General features: G+C 56.6%; 17 protein-coding genes. 8 read left to right on the top strand and 9 right to left on the bottom strand.

The features are described from left to right. The first annotated feature begins 296 nt into the window (after window positions 1–296). Window positions 297–1010 carry a Fic family protein gene (locus ACXUPB_RS13075; protein WP_200897140.1) on the top strand — a complete coding sequence of 238 codons (714 nt, stop codon included), beginning with the start codon at window positions 297–299 and terminating at the stop codon, window positions 1008–1010. An 82-nt stretch (window positions 1011–1092) separates the two neighbouring features. Here the strand turns inward: ACXUPB_RS13075 and pgi are convergent, their stop codons facing one another. The 4 genes from pgi to ptsP form a co-directional block, all read right to left on the bottom strand. Next, a complete protein-coding gene (gene pgi, locus ACXUPB_RS13070) occupies window positions 1093–2760 on the bottom strand; it encodes a glucose-6-phosphate isomerase (protein ID WP_035557034.1) in 1668 nt (555 codons plus the stop codon). 197 nt (window positions 2761–2957) lie between these two features. Continuing rightward, window positions 2958–4700: a PTS fructose-like transporter subunit IIB gene (locus ACXUPB_RS13065; RefSeq protein WP_472952786.1), complete on the bottom strand. Its 1743-nt coding sequence runs from the start codon at window positions 4698–4700 to the stop codon at window positions 2958–2960. Further along, window positions 4697–5668, bottom strand: coding sequence for a 1-phosphofructokinase (gene pfkB / locus ACXUPB_RS13060; protein WP_472952783.1), 972 nt, complete (start codon window positions 5666–5668; stop codon window positions 4697–4699). Before pfkB ends, ACXUPB_RS13065 begins: the two co-directional genes overlap by 4 nt. Then, entirely contained in the window at window positions 5668–8538 is a 2871-nt protein-coding gene (ptsP, locus tag ACXUPB_RS13055) for a phosphoenolpyruvate--protein phosphotransferase (protein ID WP_472952781.1), read from the bottom strand. The genes pfkB and ptsP overlap by 1 nt, the downstream gene beginning before the upstream one ends. Before the next feature lie 289 nt (window positions 8539–8827). Here ptsP and cra point away from each other — a divergent pair, with 289 nt between their 5' ends. Further along, the gene (gene cra / locus ACXUPB_RS13050; protein WP_035557045.1) at window positions 8828–9805 is read left to right on the top strand and encodes a catabolite repressor/activator; all 978 of its coding nucleotides are present in this window, start codon (window positions 8828–8830) and stop codon (window positions 9803–9805) included. A gap of 24 nt (window positions 9806–9829) precedes the next feature. Here cra and ACXUPB_RS13045 read toward each other — a convergent pair whose 3' ends face one another. After that, window positions 9830–10306 (bottom strand): methylglyoxal synthase, encoded by a 477-nt coding sequence (locus ACXUPB_RS13045; RefSeq protein ID WP_472952778.1) that lies wholly within the window; start codon window positions 10304–10306, stop codon window positions 9830–9832. A gap of 218 nt (window positions 10307–10524) precedes the next feature. Between ACXUPB_RS13045 and gap the strand changes: the two genes are divergently transcribed. The 4 genes from gap (at window position 10525) to ACXUPB_RS13025 (ending at window position 13615) form a co-directional block, all read left to right on the top strand. Then, on the top strand, window positions 10525–11526 hold the full coding sequence (gene gap / locus ACXUPB_RS13040) for a type I glyceraldehyde-3-phosphate dehydrogenase (RefSeq protein WP_035557046.1): 1002 nt from the start codon (window positions 10525–10527) through the stop codon (window positions 11524–11526). Window positions 11527–11687: 161 nt separating this feature from the next. Next, window positions 11688–12209: a DUF3455 domain-containing protein gene (locus ACXUPB_RS13035; RefSeq protein ID WP_472952774.1), complete on the top strand. Its 522-nt coding sequence runs from the start codon at window positions 11688–11690 to the stop codon at window positions 12207–12209. Window positions 12210–12317: 108 nt separating this feature from the next. Continuing rightward, window positions 12318–12872, top strand: coding sequence for a sigma-70 family RNA polymerase sigma factor (locus tag ACXUPB_RS13030; protein ID WP_472956752.1), 555 nt, complete (start codon window positions 12318–12320; stop codon window positions 12870–12872). Then, a complete protein-coding gene (locus ACXUPB_RS13025) occupies window positions 12869–13615 on the top strand; it encodes an anti-sigma factor (RefSeq protein ID WP_472952772.1) in 747 nt (248 codons plus the stop codon). The genes ACXUPB_RS13030 and ACXUPB_RS13025 overlap by 4 nt, the downstream gene beginning before the upstream one ends. Before the next feature lie 29 nt (window positions 13616–13644). On the opposite strand, the gene trkA is transcribed toward ACXUPB_RS13025, so the two are convergent. The 4 genes from trkA to ACXUPB_RS13005 are packed head-to-tail and all read right to left on the bottom strand — an operon-like array spanning window position 13645 to window position 18417. After that, window positions 13645–15018 (bottom strand): Trk system potassium transporter TrkA, encoded by a 1374-nt coding sequence (trkA, locus tag ACXUPB_RS13020; RefSeq protein ID WP_472952769.1) that lies wholly within the window; start codon window positions 15016–15018, stop codon window positions 13645–13647. Then, on the bottom strand, window positions 15015–15737 hold the full coding sequence (locus tag ACXUPB_RS13015; RefSeq protein WP_472952767.1) for a response regulator: 723 nt from the start codon (window positions 15735–15737) through the stop codon (window positions 15015–15017). The genes trkA and ACXUPB_RS13015 overlap by 4 nt, the downstream gene beginning before the upstream one ends. Then, window positions 15727–16917: a sensor histidine kinase gene (locus tag ACXUPB_RS13010; RefSeq protein ID WP_472952766.1), complete on the bottom strand. Its 1191-nt coding sequence runs from the start codon at window positions 16915–16917 to the stop codon at window positions 15727–15729. The genes ACXUPB_RS13015 and ACXUPB_RS13010 overlap by 11 nt, the downstream gene beginning before the upstream one ends. Window positions 16918–16926: 9 nt before the next feature. Continuing rightward, window positions 16927–18417, bottom strand: coding sequence for a TrkH family potassium uptake protein (locus ACXUPB_RS13005; protein WP_472952765.1), 1491 nt, complete (start codon window positions 18415–18417; stop codon window positions 16927–16929). 288 nt (window positions 18418–18705) lie between these two features. On the opposite strand from ACXUPB_RS13005, the gene zwf reads away from it, so the two are divergent. Together zwf and pgl are read left to right on the top strand one after the other, a co-directional pair. Next, window positions 18706–20211 (top strand): glucose-6-phosphate dehydrogenase, encoded by a 1506-nt coding sequence (gene zwf, locus ACXUPB_RS13000; RefSeq protein ID WP_179917442.1) that lies wholly within the window; start codon window positions 18706–18708, stop codon window positions 20209–20211. 1 nt (window position 20212) lies between these two features. Next, window positions 20213–20878 carry a 6-phosphogluconolactonase gene (gene pgl, locus ACXUPB_RS12995; RefSeq protein WP_035557069.1) on the top strand — a complete coding sequence of 222 codons (666 nt, stop codon included), beginning with the start codon at window positions 20213–20215 and terminating at the stop codon, window positions 20876–20878.

The following is a 20878-nucleotide window of genomic DNA, read 5'->3' as shown; positions in this document are numbered from 1 at the left end:
GCGTTACCTGGGCGGGGCTGCGGGGCCTCAACATATTATGTATAGGGACATTGAATGATCGGTTATTTACGCTAAGCGATAGTGAGTCCGTTCTGGCTATCTGGTTAGAATCCACCATCGCCGCCACGTTTTTATCGGAGTCGAAACTGGCAGAGATGTGCGAGCATAGAGGCGTTAAAAAGAGCGAAGCATCAGAGCCTATTAGCTCTGTTTAGTAACAGATAGCTTCCTCACCGCATATACTCTATCCCGTAGCGATATACTTATCCCATTTGCCGAACACGAGTCCCACTCCCATGGAGCCAGCACAAGATAAACTTTGGAATATGAAGCCTAACGCCCCCTTGGCTAGGCAACTGGCGATACGGGATGTGCCTGCTTTGGTATACGATGCCGTGAATCTTGAGGGGGTCGCTATGACGCTGCCCGAGGTGCAGACCATTTTGGATGGGATCACCGTGGGCGGCCATAAAATCAGCGATCAGAATATGGCGATTAACCAGGCGAAAGCTTGGGAATATATATTTTATTTAGTCGATAAGGGGCAGTTCCGCTTTGATAAGCAAACCGCTCTAGACATCCATGCCATTGCCGGTAAAGAAGAGGCGCTGGAGTGGGGCAAGTTTCGCTCGGGTTATGTAACGGTTGCAGGTTCTGACTATGAGCCGCCTATGCCTGACGAGCTTGAAGCTAAATGGCAAGAAGTCCAGCGGCTAGTAGCGAGCGAAGAGGACAGTTACGACCAAGCCATCACTGCGTTTCTGCAGATGGCTAGGGCTCAATTTTTCTGGGATGTTAACAAGCGTACTGGTCGCTTTATGATGAATGGCATTTTGCTGATGCATGGATTCCCGATTATTAATGTTCCAGCCAAACGACAGCAAGAGTTCAATACCCTGATGTTGGATTTTTATACATCTAACAATATGGCACCGATGAATACGTTTCTAAGAAGCTGTTTAGACAAGAAAATCATTAAGAACTTTAAGCTCGACCTGCCAATCGGCTAAAAGTAAGGCTCAGCAAAAATTAAAACGCCTTGGTTCTTTCAAACCAAGGCGTTGTTTTCTATCGATTTATAAGCCTATTCGTTCAATGTTTTTTCCGTGTTGGCTTCTTGTCGGCACTGGCCGGTGCGCTTTCCTTTTCGTCACTGCCGCCATTAGGGAAGTGCGCCCGCACCAACTCCAGCAGGCCTTGTGTGGAGGCATCGAAGTCGGCGGCGTGGGCATCGATGCGTTCGCTGATTTCACCCGCGATGCGTTTGCCAAGCTGTACGCCCCACTGGTCAAACGAGTTGATGTTCCAGATCACCCCTTGCACAAACACCTTGTGCTCGTAGAGCGCAATCAGTGCGCCTAGGTTTTTCGGCGTTAGCTCGTCCAGCAGTAGCGTGCTGGAAGGGCGGTTGCCGGGGCAACTGTAGGGGTCGTGTTGGCTGAGTTCTTTGCTGTCCCCCTGGCTGCCCTCCATAAAGGCGTTGGCCTGAGCGAGCATATTGGTCAGTAAGGCGAAGTGGTGGTCTTCCACGCCGGGCTCGGGCTTGAGCGAGGCAATAAAATCAATCGGTACGTAGCGGGTGCCCTGATGCAGTAGCTGGAAGAAGGCATGCTGGCCGTTGGAGCCGGTTTGGCCCCACACAATGGGGCCGGTTTTGTAGTTCACCGGGTGGCCGAAAATATCTACCGACTTGCCGTTAGACTCCATGTCCAACTGCTGCAGGAAAGAAGGCAGTTGGTTCAGCGCCTGGTCGTAGGGCACGATGGCTTGGGTTTCTGCGCCAATAAAATTGATGTACCAAATACCAATCAGCGCCATCAGCACCGGCATATTTTGCGAGAAGGGCGCGTTGATGAAATGGTTATCCATCTCATGAGCGCCTTCCAGTAGCTCGATAAAGCCTTCGAAACCGATCGAAAGCGCAATCGGCAGCCCAATGGACGACCACATGGAGTAACGGCCACCCACCCAGGCCCAGAATTCGAACACGTTCTCTTCGCGAATGCCGAACTCCATGGCCGCTTTGCGGTTGGTGGAGGCAGCGATAAAGTGCGCACCCACGTCGGCGTCTTCGCCAGCGTTTTCCAGGAACCAGCGACGCGCGGTTTTGGCGTTTAGCAGTGTCTCCTGGGTAGAAAAGGTTTTGGTGGAGACAATAAACAGCGTGGTGGCCGGGTCGAGGCGCGAAAGCACCTTCTGGATATGGGTGCCGTCCACGTTGGAGACGAAGTGGAAGTGGAGCTCCGGGTGGCGGTATTTGAGCAGCGCGCGCACCGCCATGTTAGGGCCAAGATCCGAGCCGCCAATGCCGATATTGACCACATCTTTAATACGTTTGCCGCTATAGCCTTTCCACTCGCCATTGCGTACCGCTTCCGAGAATAGCTTGATCTGCTCGCGGGTACGGGTGATCTCGGGCATGACGTCTTCGCCGTCCACATACACCGGCTCATCGCCTAAGTGACGCAGGGCGGTGTGCAGTACTGGGCGGTTTTCGGTGACGTTGATGATGTCGCCGGAGAACATCTGCGCCCGACGCTGTACCAGCGCGGAGTGGTCGGCCAGTTCGATCAGCTTGGCGAGCACTTCATCGGAGACATGGTGCTTGGAGTAGTCAAGAAACAGACCGCCCACCCGAAGGCTCATTTTCTCAAAGCGCTGAGGATCATTGGTGAAGTAGTCACGAATGCGGTCGTTAGCGGTTTTGTCGCGTAGGCGGTCGAGCGCCTGCCAGGTGACACTACGAGTGAGCTGAAACATAGGGTGATCCGTTTGTTATTAAGTGAATGTAGTAACCAGAACCGAATGGCAAACTAAACGTGGCGTTATGTAAAAATACTACATAAAAAACGGCGAGGAGTAGAGGGCATTTAGGCTTAGACTTGCATTAACTGCGTAAAGCTACGTATTTGTGTGGGCAGGCACGATTGCCTGCCCACACAGGGTAGGGTCAGCCGTTAAGTAGCCACCGCCACTTGAGCTGCCCCGCGTTTGATAAACGCATAGCCTAACCCGGTAACCAGTGAGCCCGCTATGATAGCACCCAGGTAGAGCAGCGCCGGGGTAATGGCGTTGGGGATCAGCAGTACGAAAATACCGCCATGGGGAGCCATTAGCTTCGCACCCACCAGCATCGAGAGCGCACCGGTCAGTGCCCCGCCCGCGATGCAGGCCGGAATGACCCGCAGCGGGTCTTTAGCCGCGAAGGGGATCGCGCCTTCACTGATAAAGCACAGACCCAATACAAAAGAGGCTTTGCCCGCTTCGCGCTCCGGTGCCGAGAACTTATTGCGCGCGACAAAGCTGGCAATGCCCATACCAATGGCAGGCACCATTCCCGCCGCCATGATCGCCGCCATGGGGCCGTAGGTTTCTGAGGCGAGCAGGCCCACACCAAAGGTGTAAGCGGCTTTGTTGACCGGGCCACCCAGATCGAAGCACATCATTGCGCCGAGCAGAATACCCAACAGCACCGCGTTAGTGGAGCCCATGGATTCCAGGAAACTGGTCAGCGCATTAAGCAGCGCCGCGACCGGTTCGCCAATCACATAGATCATGGTTAGGCCGGTGACTAGGCTGGCAACCAGAGGAATGATCAGAATCGGCTTTAGTGATTCAACGCTGGAGGGCAGTTTGACGTAGCGCGTAACCGCCAGCGCCACGTAGCCTGCCAGGAAACCTGCCAAAATACCGCCGATAAAGCCGGAGCCGATATTAGCCGCCAGCATGCCACCAATCATACCCGGTGCGATGCCGGGGCGGTCGGCGATGGAGTAGGCGATATAACCTGCCAGCACCGGAATCATCAGCGCAAAGGCGGTGCCACCACCGATTTGCATCAGCGCAGCGGCCAGGGTGCCTTCCTGCTCAAACGCTTCAATGCCAAATACAAACGAGAGTGCAATCAGCAGACCGCCCGCCACGACCATTGGCAACATAAAGGAAACGCCGGTGAGCAGGTGCTTATAAACCCCTTTCTCTTTGACGCTCTTATTGTCACTAGCGGTATTGGCCGAACCGCTACTTTCCAGTGCCGCGTTTTCCAGCGCGGCTTCAATGGTGGGGCGCGGCTTTTTCAGCGCGTTGCCGGTAGACGTGCGGTAGATGCGCTTGCCTGCAAACCGCGACGGATCAACGTCGATATCGCAGGCTAGTAGCACTACATCGGCCTGAGCGATCTCTTCTTCCGTTAATTTATCTTGTGCGCCCACCGAGCCTTGGGTTTCCACGCGAATGGCGTGGCCCATGGCTTTGCCTGCTTCCGAGAGCGCTTCGGCGGCCATAAAGGTGTGGGCGACGCCGGTAGGGCAGGCGGTGACCGCAACAATTTTCTTGCCACCCGCGCTGCTTGCAGCGGTAGAAACGGAGGCTGCAGGCGCGGCAGGCGAGCTGTAAATCGGCGCTTCACGCTTGGCCTGGGCCAGAAAACCGTTAGGGTCGGGGAGCGCGCTGGCAATCGGTGCCTGAAAGAGGCGCTTGCCTTCGAAGCGTTCCGGCGCGGGCACGTGATCGGCGGCGACCACAATCAAATCGGCGTTAGCAATCTGATCAGCAGTAGCAGCCTGCAGCGGCGCGATTTCGCCATGCATTTCAACGTGTACCGACCAGCCCTGGCGTTGGGCAGCCTGCTCGAGGCGTTTGGCAGCGAGGAAGGTAGTAGCCATGCCGCTGGGGCAGGCGGTAATCAGAATTATGTTCATAGCGTAGCTCCCTCGGTGATGGAGTCATCAAGACGCCGTATCCGGGTGTGTTGTTGGAGTGAGTCGAAATCCGCAGCGTTGGCGTTGCCGACACCGACATGGCGTACGGCTTCAGCAGAGAGTGCGGTAGCAAAGCGCAGCGTTCGTTCCGGGTCGTGTTGATTAAGTAAGCCGTGGAGCATGCCCGCGACAAAGGTATCGCCAGCGCACACCGTGTTGGTTGCCGTCACCTTGGGAGGCGTGGCGTGCCAGGCACCTTGGGCGTTCACCCACAGCACGCCTTCGGCACCCGCTGACACAAGCGCTTGGGCGATGCCGCTTTGATGTAGCCGCTTGGCGGCCGCCAAGCGTGCTGGTGCCGTGTCGAGAGTGTCACCTGCCCAGTCGGCGAGTTCATTTTCATTGGGTTTGATGCCCGCTGGGTGGGCGTCGATGGCGGCGTTAAGAGCCGGGCCGCTGGTATCCACCCATAGCGGCACACCGCTCGCGTTCAAGTGCTCCAGCAGCCGACGGAAACCCACCAGTGACAGGCCTGGGGGCAGGCTGCCAGCGACAACCACTGCCTGGGGGGGCGTCGCACTGCTCAGTTCGGCGTCCAGCGTGTCGATTAGCGTTTGTAAATTTGTGGCGTCAATCGGCATGCCGGGACCGTTGATATCGGTAACGCGGCCACCCTGTTCAGCCAGTTTGGCATTGATACGCGTGCTGCCGGGTACCCGCACGAAGGCATCGACCAAGCCCAGCTGTTTGAAAGCCAGGGCGAAGGGCGCGTCGTTCTCGCTGCCTAAAAAGCCGCTGACCGTGACGCTATGACCAAGCTCTGCCAATACACGGGCAACATTAACGCCTTTACCAGCGGCTTCTAGCTGCGCGCTGTTAGGGCGGTTGACGCTGCCCAGCACCAAAGCGTCAAGGTTAAACGCTAAATCCAGCGCTGGGTTGAGCGTAATACAAAGCACGCGGGCCATTAGCGCGCCTCCAGTGCATCACGCACTTCATCACTGGTCGCTTGTGAAAGCGCTAGCTGAGCGATGGCCTGGGCGTCTGCAAAATCAAACTCGCGCAGACGAGCTTTCACCAAAGGAATCTGCCGCGCGCTGACCGAGAGTTCATCCACGCCCAGGCCAACTAATACGGGAATAGCCACGGCATCCGAGGCCAGCTCACCGCACACACCGACCCACTTGCCTTGGCTATGCGCTGCGGCCACGGTCATCTGGATTAGACGCAGCACCGCCGGGTGCAGACCGTCAGCCTGGGCAGAAAGCTCCGGATGGCCGCGGTCAATCGCCAGGGTGTACTGGGTCAAATCATTGGTGCCCACCGAGAAGAAGTCCACCTCGGCGGCAAGGCTGGGTGCCAGCAGTGCGCTGGAAGGTACTTCAATCATCACCCCGAGCTGCACATCGGTAGCGCGCTGTGAGGCGGGGATCTCTTGCAGCAGGCGATCATAGATCACCTTGACCGCCCGAAACTCGGCAATGTCCTTGATCATCGGCAGCATGATGCGCAAAGGGTGATCCTTGCTGGCCATCAGCAGCGCGCGCAGTTGGGTCTCGAGCACATCGGGCTGGGTCAGCGCCAGGCGAATGCCGCGCAGTCCCAGGAAGGGGTTATCTTCCTGGGGGACCGGCCAGTAAGGCAGCGGCTTGTCACCGCCCACATCCAGGGTCCGTGCCACCAGCGGGCGGCCGCCCAACGCTTCCACCGCTTGGCGGTACTCGCCGATCTGGGTGGTCAAATCCGGGGCGCTGGCGTGGGCCATAAACAGAAATTCAGTACGTAGCAGGCCAACACCCTCGGCGCCGCGCTCTACTGCATCGACAGCGTGGGCGGTATTGCCCAGGTTGGCGGCGACTTCGACACGGTGGCCATCGCGAGTTTGAGCAACCTCAAAGCGGGTTTCCCAGGCAGCGGCTTCGCGCTGCTGGTGGTCGAGCAACTGCTGCTCGGCACGCTGTAACCGCTCTTCGGAAGGTTGCGATGTTACCCGGCCACGATCACCATCCAAAATCATCATGCTGGCGTTATTGAGCGCCATCACCGCTTGCCCCGCGCCAACGACGGCAGGAATGCCCAGTGCGCGGGCCAGAATGGCACTGTGGGCTGTCGCACCACCGCGTACAGTGAGCAGGCCACGCACACGGGAGGTATCCAGGCGCGCCACATCGGAAGGGCCGATGTCGTCCATGACCAGAATATAGGGGTGGTCAGGCGGTTCTGGAAGCGTCACATCGCAGAGCACGCCAAGCACACGGCGGCCTACGTCGCGCAGGTCAGCGGCGCGTTCGGCCAGTAGGCGGTCGGCCAGCATTTCCTGGGCGTGGGCAGCGGTTTCAATCGCTTCCCACCAGCCCGCTTCCGCCGAGCGTCCTTCGCGAATGGCATCCGAGGCCGCGTGGTGAAGTTCCGGGTCGACGAGCATCTCTTCGTGCATCGAGAGAATATCGGCGACTTCGCCGCCCTGGGCATTGCGAACCAGCGCCTCCAGTTGAGCCGCGCCCTCCTTGATGGCGTGATTCAGGCGGATGAGCTGTTGCTCCGCGTCATCGGCGTGCTCGGGGTAGTCGAACTGCATGGGGCGGATAACAAACACCGGGGCAATGGCCAAGCCCGGCGAAGCGGCCACGCCGGTATGGGGCGTGTCGGCAGCCAGTGGCTCGACGGCCGGTTGAGTCGTGCTGGCTTCGGGAGCGGTGTCAAAGCCGCCGTCAAGGGGCGTTATTTTCTCGCCCAAGCCAGCCTCAATCGTTTCCGCCACGCTCTCGAGCGCTTGACGTGCGTTATCACCTTCGGCGGACAGCACCAGCCATTGGCCGCGGCGAGCGCCCAGGCCGATCACCTTGGTCAAGCTGGCCGCCGAGACCAGCGTGGCGCTGCCTTCTTCCAACCGCACATTGATCGCCATGGCCTGGGCGCGGGCGACTTGCACCAACTGCTTGGCGGGGCGGGCGTGCAGGCCATGGGGATTAAGCACTCGAACGCGACGGGTGGGGGTGCTGGCGGTCTCGCCCGCCAGCAGGGAAAGCAGTTGAGCACTGTTGCATGTGAGCAGCGTGTCGCTGGCGCCGCTATCCAGCAAGGCCATTAATTGCTCTAACAGCGGACGGTGGGCATCACCGTGGGCAGCTAAGCAGAACAGCGCATGGACCGGGTGGCCAGCGCTTTCCAAGGTATGCGACGCTGGCGTGGCGACCCCAAGCGCGGGCTGATTAACCCCTTGCGAGCTGCTGGCCAGCCACAACCCCTTGCCTAACCAGGTGGGTTGAGCGGCGGCGACAGCGGCAATGAAGGCGTTATCGACGCAGCCGCTTTGACGCAGGCGGGCGGCGGAGGCCAAGGCGAGCTCTTGGGGGTCGCGAGCGGGAAAGTTGACACAGAGCGTATCAGCATCCAAGCGTGGCTCAAGCGTTGGTTTGGACAGCAGGCGCGCCACATCGGCAGCGGAACTGGCGCTGGCTAACTGTTCGGCAACGCCGTCACGATCCAGCACGTGAGTGAGCTGGCGCAAAATATCCAAGTGCTCATCGTTCTGGGCCGCGATGGTCACCAGCACATGCACCTGTTGACCGTCGTGCCACTCGATTCCTTGGGGAAACTGCAGCACGCGGACGCCAGTCTGCTTCACGTGCCGACGGCTTTCTGGCGTGCCATGGGGGATGGCAATGGCATTGCCCAGGAACGTCGATGACTGGGCTTCGCGGTCGTGCAGGCCGTCGCGGTACTCGGCCTCAACTAATCCAGCGTCTACCAGCGCTTCAGCAGCACTGTCCAGAGCGGTTTGCCAGCTATCCGCGTGGCGGCCTAGCAGGATGTCATCGGGGCCGAGTGTCAACATAGTATTCTCCTGTAAACGCGCTCTGTTGCTGCAAAGTACTTTCGGTGAGTACTGTGGGCCGAGTGCAGGGCGTGTACATAAGTGATCGTCGTTAAATGATCATGGTAATGGCATTAATGCCAGTGGGATGAATCGACCCTTCAGCGGTGATTCATCCTTGCCAATGAATCTAGTGTTAGTGCTATGCTGAATCGATTCACTGCATGACACAAGGTTTGTGCTTTTAGACTTTGGTCTGGTAGGCGCTTACTTGCTGATAAACTGCCCGGTCACACCAAGGGGAACCCGAATGACACTCGCCGATATTGCCCGGCTAGCCGGCGTCTCGCGCACGACCGCTAGCTACGTGATTAATGGCCAGGCCGAGCAGCGTCGTATTAGCGTGGCAACGATTGAGAAAGTGATGGCAGTAGTACGTCAGCACCGTTACCACATAGACCCGCAAGCGGCCGCACTGCGCCGTGGGGCGAGCCGTCTGCTGGGCCTTATCGTGCCGGATCTGGAGAACATCAGTTATGCCCGGCTGGCGAAACGCCTGGAGCGTGGTGCGCGGGAGCAGGGCTATCAGTTGCTGATCGTCAGCTCGGATGACTGTGCAGAGAGCGAGCGAGCACTCGCCCTGGCGCTGCGTGCCCAGCGCTGTGAGGTGTTGATCACCGCCAGTTGTCTGCCCAGCGACGACACCTTCTACGCCGATCTGGTAGACGAGGGCTGGTGTGTGGTGGGCATGGACCGTGGCCTGAATCCCGAGCTGTTTTCCAGTGTGGTGAGCAATGACTGCGAAGCGGCCGAGGCATTGACACGCTCGGTAATCGGCGGGGCAACCAAACGTGTGGCGTGGCTGGAGGCAATGCCGAATTTATCGATCAGTCGCGAACGGCGGGCCGGTTTCCAGGCGGCATTGAGCGGCACGGAGATTGTGCCGCTGATCTTGAGTGGAGTGAGCTATGAGCGTAGCGAAGGGGCGCGCCTTGCAGCCAGGCTGTTGGATGAGGAAGGCGGCGCCGATGCGCTGGTAACGGCGTCTTATACGCTGCTGGAAGGGGTGTTTGATGTGTTCTTGGAGCGTGGTGGCTTGCCAGAAAATATCCGTTTGGCCACCTTTGGCGATCACCGGCTACTGGATTTTCTCCCCCAGCCGGTCAATTCAGTGTTGCAGGATTATGACCGGATTGCTGCGTTGACGCTGAACTGCGCGTTGGCCGCCTTGGACGGCCACTACGAGTGTGGGCTGCAGGTAGTTGCCCGCCACCTGCACACCCGCTGAGTACAGCGTTTTAATGCTTGCTGCTTAGACCGTTCTGGCCTGGGCCCAAGCGTTGGCATCCGGAATCAACATATCGTAGCTTTCACCCAGATAGGGCGATGAAAGCAGGAAGTCTGCGGTGGCCGCATTGCAGGCAACGGGCACATTCCACAGGGCGGCTAAGCGCAGCAGCGCCTTGACGTCGGGGTCGTGAGGCTGCGGCGAGAAGGGATCCCAAAAGAAAATCAGTACATCGAGGCGCTGTTCGGCGATGCGTGCGCCAATTTGTTGGTCGCCGCCCAACGGCCCGCTCATCAACCCTTCAACGTCGAGTCCCAGCGCGGTTTTCAAGCGCCCGGCGGTGGTGCCGGTACCGATCAGCTCATGCTGGCTGAGCACGTTTTGCCAGCGGGTTGCCCACTCCAGCATTTCGACCTTCTTGCCGTCGTGGGCAATCAGTGCAATGCGTTTGCGTGCTTGTAGAGTGCGGATAGCTTGGCGGGGCGGTTGTGCATCACTCATGGCGGAATCCTTTACTTGTATTGGCTTTCTAAGACCAGCTTTTAATGTTGGACTACGGTAGCGTTTATATAGTAATTTTACTACATATTGGATATTTATAAGCCTTTTGGGGCCGTTGTTATACGAATTTTCAGCCTCATGACGCTTAAATACGTATTTTTAGTAATTTTTTTACTAAATGCGACACTTGCTACCATTGGTTAATGAGGAGCTATATCATGACAATAAGAGTTGCGATTAACGGGTTTGGCCGTATCGGCCGCAACGTACTGCGCGCCCTTTACGAGAACAGCTACCGCGACCGTTTACAGGTTGTCGCTATCAACGATTTGGGCGATCCTTCGCTGAACTCCCACCTGTTGCGTCACGACACTGTGCATGGCCACTTCCCTTTCAAGGTAGAGCATGACAACGAGAGCATCACGGTGGATGGTGATCGTATCGCGATCTCCTCCGAGCGTGACCCAGCACAGTTGCCGTGGTCGTCGATGAATATCGACCTGGTGATGGAGTGCACAGGGCTGTTTACCAAGCGCGAGGCGGCTGCCAAGCACATTACTGCTGGCGCCAAGCGGGTGCTTATTTCTGCACCCAGCCCCGACGCCGATGCCACCATTGTATACGGCGTGAATGACGATATTCTAACCGCCGAGCATACGGTGGTTTCCAACGCCTCCTGCACTACGAACTGCCTGGCGCCGGTAGCAAAAGCGCTGAACGATGCGGTAGGTATCGAGAATGGTCTGATGACCACGGTGCACGCTTACACCAACGACCAGAATTTGTCGGATGTTTACCACTCCGACCCTTACCGCGCTCGTAGTGCGACCCACTCCATGATCCCGACTAAGACCGGGGCAGCAGCGGCGGTAGGTTTAGTATTGCCGGAACTGGCTGGCAAGTTCGATGGCTTGGCAGTTCGCGTGCCGGTGATCAACGTGTCGCTGGTGGATCTCACTTTCACCGCCAGCCGCGATACCACCAAAGAAGAAATCAATGCCATCGTCGAGAAGGCTGCAGCGAATTCGCCGGTGCTGGCGGTTAATGCCGAGCCGCTGGTCTCCATCGATTTCAACCACGATGCCAACTCATCCACCTTCGATACCAATCACACCCGTGTAAATGGTCGTTTGGTTAAGATTATGGCGTGGTACGACAACGAGTGGGGCTTCTCCAACCGCATGCTGGACACCGCCATTGCGATGCAGAAGACCGCTTAAGCTATAGCGAACACTGCTAACTATTCCTACTCGTTACCCTGAGCCCTTGCTCAGGGTTTTTTATTTTTTAAAAATAGTGCATCCAATACGTCTCCTCGCGGGTAATCCCTATACAGGCGCTATTTAAAGCGGCTGATAAAAACCCTTTTAGGAGACTGAAAATGACACTTCACCATCTAACGCGCGCTACCTTAGCCACTACACTGATTGCATCCTTCAGTCATGCCGCTCTGGCCGAAACGCCTGCGGATGTCCAAGTACCGGACGGCAACACCATCGCCCTCGAAACGGTTGGCGTTGGCGCGATTACTTACATGTGCGAAACCAAAGACGACGGCAACATGGGTTGGGTATTTAAAGGCCCCCACGCTGCGCTTAATGCTAGCGATGGCAGCCAGGTTGGTAGCTACTACGGCCCGCCAGCCACCTGGGAAGCGTTGGACGGTTCAAAAATCACCGGCACCCAGCTAGCCACAGCCGCCAATGGCGATGGCAATATTCCGCTCCAGCTTGTTGAAGCCAACCCTGCTGAAGGCGAAGGCGCCATGATGGGCGTTAGCTACATTCAGCGCTTGAACACCCACGGCGGTGTTGCGCCCGATGTGGCCTGTGATATGGATCACGACGGTGCCACCGCGGTAGTTACTTACCAGGCGGACTATATCTTCTGGACTGCTGAATAACTTAAATTAGTGCTGGGGACTCGTTTGGCGAGTTCCCAGCGGCTATGCTGTCTGCGAGAACGACGACTGGCGTCGGTGCCGTCAACAGGGAGCTGAAGTTTGACTGACGTGTCTTCAGAATTTGATCATGCCGCGGCAATAGCCAACTGTGCCCGTGGTGAACATGACGCCTTGCACCAACTCTATGTCCATGAGAGTGCTCGATTATTAGGCGTGGTCATAAGAATCGTCAAAGATCGTGGTATGGCCGAAGATATTGTCCACGATGCGTGCCTCAATATTTGGCAGCGGGCCGATAGTTTTGACCCCGATAAAGGCTCTGCCCGAGCTTGGATATTCAGTATCGCGCGCCATTTGGCTTTAAACGCCATTCGTTACCGTGATCGCGAGATCACGTTTGACAGTAGTGCCCCCACCGAATTAGATCATGACGAACAATTTCAGCACGCCTCCGTTGTCGACGAAGCCTTCGATTGGCAGACCGGCCAGCGGATGGATAGCTGCTTAGAAGCGCTTGAGCCCGAGCGGCGTAATTGCGTACTCCACGCCTATGTCGATGGGCTTAGCCACGCGGAAATCGCTGTCCATACTGGCGCGCCGTTGGGAACCGTTAAAGCCTGGATCAAACGCAGCTTGCTGCGCCTACGGGAGTGTATGGCATGACCCGCCCAAATGATCACGAACATGAAGATGACCATGCCTTGGCGGGTGAATACGTGCTGGGTACATTGTCGTTAGAGCAGCGCAAAGCGCTGGAAGCTCGGTTACCCAATGAGCCTGAACTGCAAAAAGCCGTGATGGCTTGGGAAGAGCGCTTCTTGCCCTATACCGATATTACCGATCCGGTAACGCCTTCTGACTATTTATGGCCGCGTATTGAGCGCAGCCTAACGTCACGGGAAGCGCTTGCTAAGCGTGCTCGACCTGCCACTACTGTGCCGCAAAGGCCTCGGCGTATGCTGCACAGCCTGCCACTTTGGCGCGGCGCTGCCGGGTTTGGCTTAGCGGCGGCGTTAGTAATGGGCGTAATGCTGACCAATGAAATAAATGAACCGACTATTTCAACGACCCCCGAGTACATGGTGGTTCTGCTTGCCCCGCAAACCCAATCAGCAGGCTGGGTCGTACAGGCCTCATCACGCCAGGAAATCGAGCTGATCCCGCTGGGCACCTTCGAAGTACCCGAAGGTAAAGCGCTAGAGTTCTGGACCAAGGCGGATGAGTGGCAGGCTCCAGTATCGCTGGGTTTAGTCGAACCTGGCCAGCCCATTCGGATGCGCTTAGACCAGTTGCCGCCGCTTGAAGATAACCAGCTATTTGAGCTAACGCTGGAAGACGAAACCGGTTCGGCCACCGGCCTGCCCACCGGGCCAATTGAGTTTATAGGTCGTGCGGTCGAGATTTAGCCTCTCAAAAACGCCTGTTAGAAGAGTCCTTAAAAGAACGTTAAGCCAACTTGGAACAGGCGCTCCACATCGCGAATGCGGCGCTTGTCGATCACAAATAGGATCACGTGGTCGCCGCTCTCTACCATTACATCGCCGTGGGCGATGATAACTTCCTTGCCGCGCACAATCGCACCGATGGTGGTGCCTTCCGGTAGGTCGATCTCACGGATCGTGCGGCCCACCACCTTAGACGACTGCTTATCACCGTGGGCGATGGCTTCAATGGCTTCGGCGGCGCCCCGGCGCAGCGAGTGGACGTTGACGATATCGCCCCGGCGCACGTGTGTGAGCAGGCTGCCAATGGTCGCCTGCTGGGGGGAAATAGCGATATCGATCTCGCCACCCTGCACTAAATCCACATAAGCGGCGTTGTTAATCAGCGTCAGCACCTTCTTGGCGCCTAAACGCTTGGCGAGCAGCGACGACATGATATTGACCTCGTCGTCGTTGGTCAGCGCGCAGAAGATATCGCACTCTTCGATATTCTCCTCTTCCAGCAAGCGCTTGCTGGTGGCGCTGCCATGGAGCACCACGGTGCGATCCAGGCGTTCAGAGAGGGTGGTGCAGCGCTCCAGGTTGTGCTCGATGATCTTGACCTGGTGGCTGTGCTCCAAATGCTCCGCCAGCCGCTCGCCGATATTGCCACCCCCGGCGATCACCACGCGGCGGAAACCCCGCTCGACCCGGCGCAGCTCACTCATCACTGCGCGAATATCCCGGCGTGCGGCGAGGAAGAACACCTCGTCATCGGCTTCGATGACCGTATCGCCACGGGGGATAATCGGTCGGTTACGACGGTAAATCGCCGCCACGCGGGTATCCACATTGGGCATATGGCGGCGCAAAAAGGCCAAATCCTGACCTACCAGCGGGCCGCCGTAAAACGCTTTCACCGCCACCAGTTGTACCAAGCCACCGGCAAACTCCAGTACCTGCAGGGCACCAGGATGCTCGATCAAGCGGCGTACGTGGTCGGTGACCACCTGCTCGGGGCTGATCAATACATCGATGGGGATCGCTTCGTGGGCAAACAGTCCCTTGCGGGTTAAATACGCCGTGGCGCGTACCCGGGCAATTTTGGTCGGGGTGCGAAACAGCGTATGGGCGACCTGGCAGGCGATCATATTGATCTCGTCGCTGTTGGTGACGGCGATCAACATATCGGCGTCTTCACAGCCTGCCTGGCGCAGCACAATGGGGTAAGAGCCTGCCCCAGTGACGGTGCGGATATCGAGTTTGGTGTGCAGATCGCGCAGTTTTTTGGCGTCGGTATCAACGACAGTGATGTCGTTTTCCTCGCGAGCGAGGTGTTCTGCCAAGGTGCCGCCGACCTGGCCGGCGCCGAGAATAATGATCTTCATGGGCTATTGTCCTCACGGTCAGGCTCAAGGGAGAGCCGGTAACCAATGCCGGGTTCTGTTTGCAACAGGGTAGGCGACTGGGGATCGTCGCCGAGTTTGTAGCGCAGTTTGCTCACCACAATACGCAAATAGTGGCTGTCGTCCTGGTGGGTGGGGCCCCAGATCTGACGAAGTAGCTGGGTCTGAGTCACGACGCGTCCAGCACAAGCGATAAGATGGGCCAGAACGGCAAACTCTTTAGGCGTTAAATGAACCGCAATGTTATTCAAACTGACTTGGTGGGCGGCGATATCGACCACCAGTCCGCCATGCTTGAATCGCTGAGCACTTCTGCTGGCGCGCCGTCTTAATAAAGCGCGAATACGGGCCAGCAATTCTTGGATACCAAATGGCTTGGTAACGTAGTCGCTTGCACCGTTATCCAGTGCACGAACTTTTTCTGCCTCGTGCCCGCGAACCGAAACGATGATAACAGGCACTTCATAATGCTGGCGGATGGCATCAAGTACCTGCTGACCATCCATATCGGGTAGGCCAAGATCCAACAGAACGATGTCCGCGTTGGGGGCAGAGGCACCGGCGCTGAGTTTTTCCAGCCCTTCACGACCAGTGGCGGCCTCAATCACCTGGAACCCCTGGGAGGCAAGGCTGATGCGCAAGAAGTGGCGAATATGCGGTTCGTCATCGATGACCAACACCCGCGCTTGATCACTGCTCATTGCCTGCCTCCTCGCGGGTGGAGAGGAGCGGCAGTGACATGGTAATTGTAGTGCCGATCCCTGCGGGCCCTTGACTAGCGTGGATCTGCCCTGCGTGGGCGCCCAGCATCCCGCGGCAAATCGCCAGCCCCAGGCCACTGCCGTGTCGGCTGCGATCACCTTCATGGCCAGTAACGAACATATCGAATACCCGTTCGCGTAGTGCTGGAGGAATGCCGGGGCCCTCGTCGGTGACTGAAAATAGCAGGGTAGGCGTAGCATCAGTATTGGGCTTAGCAGAGCCACTTTTCTCAGCTCTGTAACTTCCGGAGCAGCAGGCTTCGATAGTGATGCAGCCATTTGGGGGCGAGAAACGAGCCGCATTCTCCAGCACATTGACCAGGGCCTGTTCGATCAGTGCCGGATGCACGTAGAGCAGCGGCAGGTCGTCAGACCAGTGCTGCTTTATCTGCAGGCCATCGAGGATACTGCCCAGCCGCTTACGAGACGATGAGACCAAGTCGCCAAACGCGACCCAGTCACGCTCGATTTTCATATCGCCATGGCCTAGGCGGGTCATGTCCAGCAGGTTCTGTATATAGCGATTTAGCCGTTCGCTTTCGCTCAACACGCCATCCAGCAGCTCGAAGCGATCCTGCTGGGTCAGCTGAGCATCCAGGGTGCGCAGCGAACTGGCGGCGCCAATGATGGATGCCAGCGGGGTACGCAAGTCGTGGGATACCGATGAGAGTAGCGCGGACCGTAGCCTTTCCTGCTCTTCTGCAAGGCGCGCCTCGCTCAGCTCCAGCAGCCGTTGTCGGCTATCGCCGGCGAGCTTACCCACTACGAGTGCCACCAGTAGGAAGAATAGCAACGTCAGTAGCTGCTCCTGCTCTTCGACCTCAAGCGAAAAATGCGGGACGGTAAAGCAGAAGTTGAAGGTCAGAAACCCCAGCAGGGCGCTGAGCAAAGCCGCATAGCTCCCAGCCAAAACAGCGCTGGTGAGTACCGCGGTAAGAAAGATCAACGAAAGATTGGCGAGTGCCAGCCAGGCGTACAGACCCCAGGCGATCAGCAGCGCAGCACCGGTGCTCACCAGGGCGAGCATGAGTTCAAACCGCGTGGGCGCGCGTAACTGACGAAAAAATTGCGTCGCATTTCTGGTGATGGATTTACTAAGCAGCATGATGTTGTCCTGCATGGTCTTTCATTAGCGCCGCCAGAACATCGGGGTCAGCAGCACCACCACGGTGAGTATTTCTAAACGGCCCATCAGCATGCCGATACATAGTAGCCACTTGGCAGCATCCGGCAGGGAGGCAAAGTTGCCCGCAGGGCCGATGATGTCACCCAGACCGGGACCTACATTGGTAACCGCCGTGGCGGCACCGGAAAGGGCGGTTACCAAATCAAGTCCCAACGCGGAAAGGCCCAGTGCCAGTGCGGCGATGGTGATAAAGAAGAAGAATGAGAACGCCACTACGCTGCGTGAGATATCACTAGTGACGGGCTGTCCATTATAGCGAGTGGTGAATACGCCATTGGCATGGATCAGATAGCGAAGCTGGTTGAGCAGCATTAAGGTCGCAATCTGAAACCGGAAAATTTTCATTCCGCCGCTGGTCGAACCGCTGCAGCCGCCTACAAAGGTTAGATAGAAAAAGGCAACTACCGGCAGTGCTCCCCACTGAGTGTAATCATCAGAAGCGTAGCCGGTGGTCGTCACCACTGAAATGACGTTAAAAGTGACGTGGGTAAGCGACTCAAGCCAGTGATCCCCTTGAATGACTCGCCAAGCGCTGAGTACCAAAATTGCAGCCAGCAGCAGTTTTAAAAGCCCACGTACCTGCTGGTCTTTCCATAGCACATCACGTGATGTGCGTAGAAACCGGATATAAAGCACAAACGGCAGCGCGCCGCTCAGCATAAAAAAACTGGCCATCCAAAGTAACCATGGTTGTTCGCTATAGGCGCCAAAGGAGGCATCGGAATTGGCAAAGCCGCCGGTAGAGAGCGAGGTCATGCCATGGACCGTGGCATCCAGCAGGGTCATGCCGCCAAACCAATAACTACCAATTGCAACAAGGGTTAGGCTGACATAAATCGTTAGCGTTGCTTTTGCGATACCACCAGTGCGGGGCATCACTTTATCCGACCAGTCAGAAGACTCCGTATGAAACAGCCGCATTCCGCCGACTTTAAGGAACGGCAGGATCGCAATACCCATGACGATAATGCCGATGCCGCCCATCCACTGCATCAATCCCCGCCATAGTTTTAAACCGTCGGAAAAGTGCTCAATGCCCACCAAGATGGTCGAACCCGTGGTGGTAATCGCCGAAACCGATTCAAAGACGGCATTGGTAAATGTCAACTGGGGTGCGCCAAGTACGAGCGGTAGGCTGGCAAAACCGCTGATGGTGACCCAGCTGGCAGCGGTAAGAATAAACATCTGCCACGGTTTCAGTTCCAGCGATGCTTGATAGGTTAGTAGCCATGTTATGGCGGCAGCACTAAGCACAATCAGCACAGAAACGCCAAAAGCAGGCGCGTCTGGGTCATTCTCAATGAGCAGTACCATTAGCGGTACCAGCATGAACAGCGCTAGCACGACCCAGAGGACAGAAATGATTTTAAAAACAGGTGCCCAGTGCCGATACACATCCCTGCTGCGATGAAACCATGGTGTAAAAGGTGTCATATACCTAGCTCGCCATTTAGTATTCTTAAGCATGCGCTAAGTGAACATGCCCTTCCATAAAAAGTCTGTAAAAAGCCAGGCATTTAAAGAATTATTCGTGTGGAGACATGGCTACCACTAGCTAAATTCATGCTTTAGAGGGGTAGAGTGGGTATCTCAGGCGGATGATAGTCACTTGCCGCATATTTTGTAGTAAAATTACACGAATTGTTGCGTATAATGCCCTCAATACGGTAAATTTTAGGTAATCTAACTACATTAGATGCCTAATTATAAATAGGAGCAAAGATGAGCCAGTCCAATGCTTCCCAAAGTGCACCGCTGGGCGATCCCAACCATGCTATCGATTTAGCACTGTTTGGGGCGCTGGGTGATCTTGCCATGCGCAAGCTGTTTCCTGCCCTATACCATCTTGATCGTGAAGGCTTGATGCCTGAGAGCACGCGCATTATGGGACTGGCTCGCCAAGAGCATGATGCGGCGTCATTTCGCAAAATGGTAAATGAAGTGCTGCAAAAACGACTGAAAAGCAACGAGCAGGATCAGCAGAGCCTTGAGCGCTTTCTCGCCCGCCTGGATTACTTAAAACTCGATTTTTCGAGTGTCGACGGGTACGACGCTATCCGCCAGTGGCGAAAGGGTTCTCCTCGGCCGATGGTGGTGTATCTTTCCGTTGGTGCACGCATTTACGGTGATATCTGCCACCATCTTCAGGCCAGCAAAAGCCTGGACAATGAGTCTCGCGTGGTGGTTGAAAAACCGATTGGTTCCGACCTGCACTCCTCAATTGAAATTAACGACGCCATTGGCGAGGTGTTTCCCGAGTCGCGGATTTACCGTATCGACCATTATTTGGGCAAAGAGACCGTCCAGAACCTGATCGCACTACGTTTTGCCAACCCACTATTCGGTACACAATGGAATCAGAACAACATTTCCCATGTGGAAATCACCGTCGCAGAAAAAGTGGGCATTGAGGGGCGCTGGGGCTACTTTGATGAGGCGGGTCAGTTGCGCGACATGGTGCAAAACCATCTACTGCAGCTTCTCTGCCTGATTGCTATGGACCCCCCCTCGAACCTGGATGCCGATGCCATCCGTGACGAGAAGGTGAAGGTGCTTAAAGCACTCAAACCCTTTGTGGGCGAAGCACTGGGTCGAGACGTAGTGCGCGGCCAGTACATCGCGGGCAACAGCGATGGTCAGGCGGTACCCGGCTATCTAGAAGAAGAGGATGCCAATATCCAAAGCCAGACCGAAACCTTCGTGGCGATGAAAACCGAAGTGGCTAACTGGCGCTGGGCAGGGGTGCCGTTCTATCTGCGCACCGGTAAGCGTATGCCGGAAAAGCTTTCCCAGATTGTGATCCACTTCCGCCAGCAGCCGCACTACATCTTTGATCCCGATCAGCGCGGCATTGCTTCGAATAAGCTGATTATTCGCCTGCAGCCGGAAGAGGGCATTGCCCTGCAAGTATTGACCAAAGATAGTGGCCTGGATAAGGGCATGCGCTTGCGCCCCGGCCCGCTACATCTGGACTTTAACAGCGCCTTCCCAAAGTCGCGCATTCCCGATGCCTACGAACGGCTGTTGTTGGAAGTCATGAAAGGGCAGCAGTATCTGTTCGTTCGCCGCGATGAAATCGAACACGCATGGCGCTGGTGCGACCAACTCATTGATGGTTGGAAAAAACGTGACACGCCGCCGCGTCGTTATCCGGCGGGCTCTTGGGGCCCGGTCGCTTCCATCGCTATGATTACCCAGGATGGCCGCAGCTGGTACGAGGATTATTAATATGAGCCAAGTACGCCAACAGCTCGCTGAGCAGCTTGCCGAAGCGGTATTTCAAGCCCTTCAAGAAGATTTAAACCATCAAGAGCGTGCTCTGTTAGTCGTCTCAGGTGGCTCGACACCGGTACCTTTTTTTAAGGCGCTGGCGGCCAAGCGACTGCCGTGGAATCGTATTGACATCACCCTTGCCGACGAGCGCTGGGTCAAAGAGGAAAGTAGCGATAGCAACGCCAAGCTGGTGCGCGAACACCTGTTGCAGGGTGAAGCGAAGGCTGCCCAATTTATACCGTTAACTTGCGATACCGCTACACCTGAAGAAGGTGTCGAGGAAATTACTAAGCGAATGGATTCATTGGCATGGCCCGCCAGTGTGGTCATTCTGGGCATGGGCGGCGATGGGCACACCGCTTCGCTGTTCCCCGACAGCCGGGAGCTTGACCTGGCACTCGCCACGGATGAGTTGCTGGTGGCAGTGCGCACCCCTAGCCAGCCGCAGCCACGCATTACCTTTTCAGCGGATCGCTTGCATCAAGCGCGCCGTCACTTTCTACACATTACCGGTGATGATAAACGCGCCGTATTGGCCAAGGCATTGAACGGCGACGACGTACGTCAACTGCCGATACGTGTCTTTTTAACCTGCCCACTGGCGATTTACTGGGCGCCCTAA

The sequence above is a fragment of the Vreelandella sp. DA03-1M genome (assembly GCF_055725665.1).
The sequence above is the reverse complement of the archived record's forward strand: the minus strand, read 5'-3'. Positions and strand labels throughout refer to the sequence as shown.